At 46.7% G+C, this 4288-nt stretch carries 4 protein-coding genes; all 4 read left to right on the top strand.

Features of this window, described 5'->3' with window-relative positions:
• The first annotated feature begins 59 nt into the window (after nt 1-59).
• Nucleotides 60-314 (top strand): hypothetical protein, encoded by a 255-nt coding sequence (locus CFE23_RS16065; RefSeq protein ID WP_291090292.1) that lies wholly within the window; start codon nt 60-62, stop codon nt 312-314.
• 10 nt (nt 315-324) lie between these two features.
• Nucleotides 325-900, top strand: a complete 576-nt coding sequence (locus CFE23_RS16060; RefSeq protein WP_291090289.1) for a hypothetical protein — start codon at nt 325-327, stop codon at nt 898-900.
• A gap of 542 nt (nt 901-1442) precedes the next feature.
• Nucleotides 1443-2477 carry a ligase-associated DNA damage response exonuclease gene (locus CFE23_RS16055; RefSeq protein ID WP_291090287.1) on the top strand — a complete coding sequence of 345 codons (1035 nt, stop codon included), beginning with the start codon at nt 1443-1445 and terminating at the stop codon, nt 2475-2477.
• Nucleotides 2474-4075, top strand: coding sequence for an ATP-dependent DNA ligase (locus CFE23_RS16050; RefSeq protein ID WP_291090285.1), 1602 nt, complete (start codon nt 2474-2476; stop codon nt 4073-4075). The genes CFE23_RS16055 and CFE23_RS16050 overlap by 4 nt, the downstream gene beginning before the upstream one ends.
• The last annotated feature ends 213 nt before the right edge of the window (nt 4076-4288 follow it).

Genomic DNA, 4288 nt, shown 5'->3' with positions numbered 1-4288 from the left:
TTTATATCTTTAAATTAGAGTATCGGGCCTGGTTGTGAGAAGGGTTTGAAAATAGCTATGTGATATGCTTTGCGTGCACGAGCGTGACGCTCGCGCTAGCCGGGGCACGGGAAAAAGGATTTAAGGAGTATTACATCTGTCAGGAAACTTTGGATAGCTTATTCAAAGGGAATTTCAAATCAATTGAAGAATTAAGGGATTTTAATGATCTGCAACAATCCGAAAATAAATATGTGATTATAAATTATCGTATCGACAAAGAAGAACTGGGTACATTTGCAGATATAGTAGACTGTATATACATTAAAGACTAAATTTTGCAATATGAAAACAATATCTCTTGTAATAAGTGTATTATTTTTAGCTACAGGGTGTGCCGAAAAAAAATATTTTACTGAAGTGGTTTCTGATAAGGTAATAACTATCTCAATGCGGGAAGCTTATAATGAAAAATATTTGACTTTAAACATTCCAGTAGGATTCAGCCTTAACTTAAATCATTCTGAAATAAAGGATGTACGCCTTTATTGGGTATTGAATAATAAACAATTAGCGGATGTGGAAGACTATGTCGTGATGAATGCTGAAAATGACAGGATTATCTATGCGATTGAAGATAAGGAATATCCTAATTATCCAAAAAGCATTTATCTTTTGAACCGGAGGAACAAAATTTCAAAGGAAGATGCATTAGCTTTAATAAAAAAATACAATCCCACTGCTACATTAGAGAGTATAAAATCCAGGAAAGACACTATTAAACTCGTTTCTTATGCCCTGTACAGGAAAGACAATCCGGAGTTTTTAAAAGAAATGAGAAGACTACCCGACAGTTTAATTTTTAGCATTGGTTTTAGTGGTGGGAAAGGAGAACTTTTCAAAGCAAAAATAAACTGGTAGGTTTAATACTTCCATTCCCCCACTAGCGCGAGCGTCACGCTCGTGCCCATCATGTGTATCAAAAACTACAATGTAACGATTGTAGTTTTTTTATATCTTTAAATTAGAGTATCGGGCCTGGTTGTGAGAAGGGTTTGAAAATAGCTATGTGATATGCTTTGCGTGCACGAGCGTGACGCTCGCGCTAGCCGGGTGAAGATGCGTGTGAAGATTCCTCCTTCGTCGGAATGACAATGTCCAGACAGGCACGCTGAAGGATGATTTTATCGTTTGCGTGCTGGTAGGCGGACATATTGTTTCCAAACGCAGACGGTACGGGGTTGTCATTCCGACGAAGGAGGAATCTTCGCAAGAATAAACCCGATCGCTCGGAATTAAAAGTGTGATATTCATGTTCTTTTAAATGTATTGCGGAAACGAGTGTGACGCTCCCGCCATCCAAAAAACCACACATTTCGTCAAACAAAAGTTAAACTTCTCGTAAAGGTATTTCTGAATTTCGGTGGGGCTTCGTAAATTTATAAGAATGCGAAAACACTTCCATGAGTAGGACACCACTTTTAGCCTTTAATGACAAAGGAATTTACTGCGAACAGGCTGACGTGTATCTCGATCCCTGGCGGCCTGTCCCCAACGCCATTATCACCCACGGCCATTCTGACCACTCGCGCTGGGGCCACCAAAACTACATCACACACCATCAAAACGTACCCATCATCAGGCACCGGCTCGGCGAGATCAACGTCACCGGGAAAAGCTGGAATGAGCGGTTTACGGTTAATGGGGTTGTTTTTTCATTGCACCCCGCCGGGCACATTGTAGGCAGCTCACAGGTACGGGTCGAGTACAAAGGCGAAGTCTGGGTATTTACAGGCGACTACAAAACGGAGGACGACGGGATTTCGCAACCTTATGAGGTCGTAAAATGCGACACGTTTATCACCGAATGTACGTTTGGGCTGCCGGCGTTCAACTGGTTGCCGCAGTCGGAAGTCTTTACTGATGTCAACAATTGGTGGGCTGAGAATAGGGCGGACGGCCGCACTTCTATTCTGTTCGGCTATACGTTGGGCAAAGCACAGCGGCTCATGAAGCACCTGGACCTTTCCATCGGGAAGATCTATACCCACGGCGCGGTAGAAAATATGACTGAAGTGCTGCGCCCGATTGTGGCACTTCCGCCTACGACATTAATTACCGCAGCAACAAAAAAAGAGGAATTGCTGGGCAATATTGTGATTGCCCCGCCCAGCGCACACGGCAGTCCGTGGATCCGGAAGATGACGCCCTTTGTGACGGGCACGGCCAGCGGATGGATGGCTTTTCGCGGTGCCAGGGCCAGAAGGGCGATTGACAAAGGGTTTGTGCTCAGCGACCATTGTGACTGGTACAGCCTGCTCGACAGCATCAAGGCGACCGGCGCAGAGAAGGTGATCTGTACACATGGGTATTCCGACATCTTTTCGAAGTACCTGCGGGAACTCGGCTACGATGCGCGTACTGCGAACACACAGTACGAAGGCGAGTCAGCAGAAATGGGTACGGCCACCGAAAATGAAAATGATACCGCCGCATGAAAAACTTTGCCAACCTGATCAAGGCTTTGGACAGTTCCAATAAGACCACTGTTAAAGTCGATGCGCTAACGGAATATTTCCGGCATGCCTCCGATCAGGACAAGGTTTGGACCATCGCCATACTCTCACACCGCCGCCCGGCCAGGCCGGTCAATACCACCCTGCTTCGGCTCTGGGCCAACGAACTTGCAGCGATTCCGCTGTGGCTGTTTGAGGAGAGTTACCACATTGTCGGTGACCTCGCTGAAACCATTGCGCTGATCATCCCCGCGACCAAAGCACATTCCGATAAAAGCCTCAGCGAATACCTCCATGAGATGATTGCGCTGAAAGCAAAGACCGACGAGCAGAAACGCGAGTACCTGCATGAGAACTGGCTCGCGTTAAACTACTACGAGCGGTTTGTATTTACAAAACTGATTACGGGCAGCTTCCGCATCGGGGTCAGCCAGAAGCTGATGACGCGCGCGCTGTCTAAAGCCACGGGCGTGGATGAGGATGCCCTGGCGTATAAACTGATGGGCAACTGGAATCCCGGCACGATCACTTTCCAGGAGTTGATACTCGATGAAAAAAGCAGCGACTACCTGTCCAAACCCTATCCCTTTTACCTGGCTTACCAGATCGACGGCGACGTCGCGGTGCTGGGCCATCCAGAGGAATGGGCCGTGGAGCACAAGTGGGACGGCATCCGCTCACAGACGATTATAAGGGATGGCGAAATTTACGTCTGGAGCCGTGGCGAGGAGCTGGTCACGGACAAATATCCTGAATTCCAAAGTTTCGTTGGTGTGATCCCCGATGGCACCGTCATCGATGGCGAAATCCTGCCTTTCCCGAATGGCGAAATCGGGACTTTCAACGACCTGCAGACCCGCATTGGCCGCAAGACGGTGTCCAAAGACCTGCTGGCCAAAACGCCCGTGGTCATCAAGGCTTATGATTTACTGGAGTGGGAGGGAAGGGACTTACGCGAATCGGCGTACGATGAAAGGCGGCAACTGCTGGAACAATTGCTCGATAATGTGAAGGGCCGCGGACTCCCATTGCAGTTGTCTGAAAGTGTAGTAATGGATTCCTGGGATAAGATCACCGCCGAACGCATGCGTGCGCGGGAAATGCGCAGTGAGGGACTGATGATCAAAAGGCGGAGCTCCACGTACCAGGTGGGGCGGAAAAAAGGCGACTGGTGGAAATGGAAAATTGAGCCGTTGGTGATCGATGCGGTGCTGACGTATGCGATGCGGGGATCAGGACGCCGCGCGAATCTTTTCACCGATTACACTTTTGCGCTTTGGCAGACGGATGAGCATGGCGGGCGGGAACTGGTTACTTTTGCCAAAGCGTATTCCGGTTTGACAGACGCTGAATTCAGGAAGGTGGACGATTGGATCAAGAAAAACACACTGGAGCGCTTTGGGCCGGTACGAAGTGTCACCCCGCAACTGGTTTTTGAAATTGGTTTTGAGGGCATTGCGCTTTCCAAAAGACACAAGAGTGGTGTGGCAACGCGGTTCCCGAGGATCTTGCGGTGGCGAGTGGATAAGAAAATTGAGGAGGCCAATTCGATTGAGGATCTTAAAAACATGATTGTTTAGAATTTTAACCATTAAGTTATTGAGGAAATTATGTTTCGATAATTTATGATTTTTTTGTAGTGAGAAAATGATGTTTCTTAATGCTCTTAATACCTTAATGGTGAAAAATAGTAACAGAGAATATTGATAGGAGTAGGTTAACCATTAAGATATTAAGAAAATAAAGCGTTAAAGTTTTTGATTTTTTATTAGAGAGAAAATGATGTTTCTTAA

Origin of the sequence: Flavobacterium sp. BFFFF1, from assembly GCF_002256285.1 — a bacterium.
GTDB lineage: Bacteria > Bacteroidota > Bacteroidia > Flavobacteriales > Flavobacteriaceae > Flavobacterium.
The sequence above is the reverse complement of the archived record's forward strand: the minus strand, read 5'-3'. Positions and strand labels throughout refer to the sequence as shown.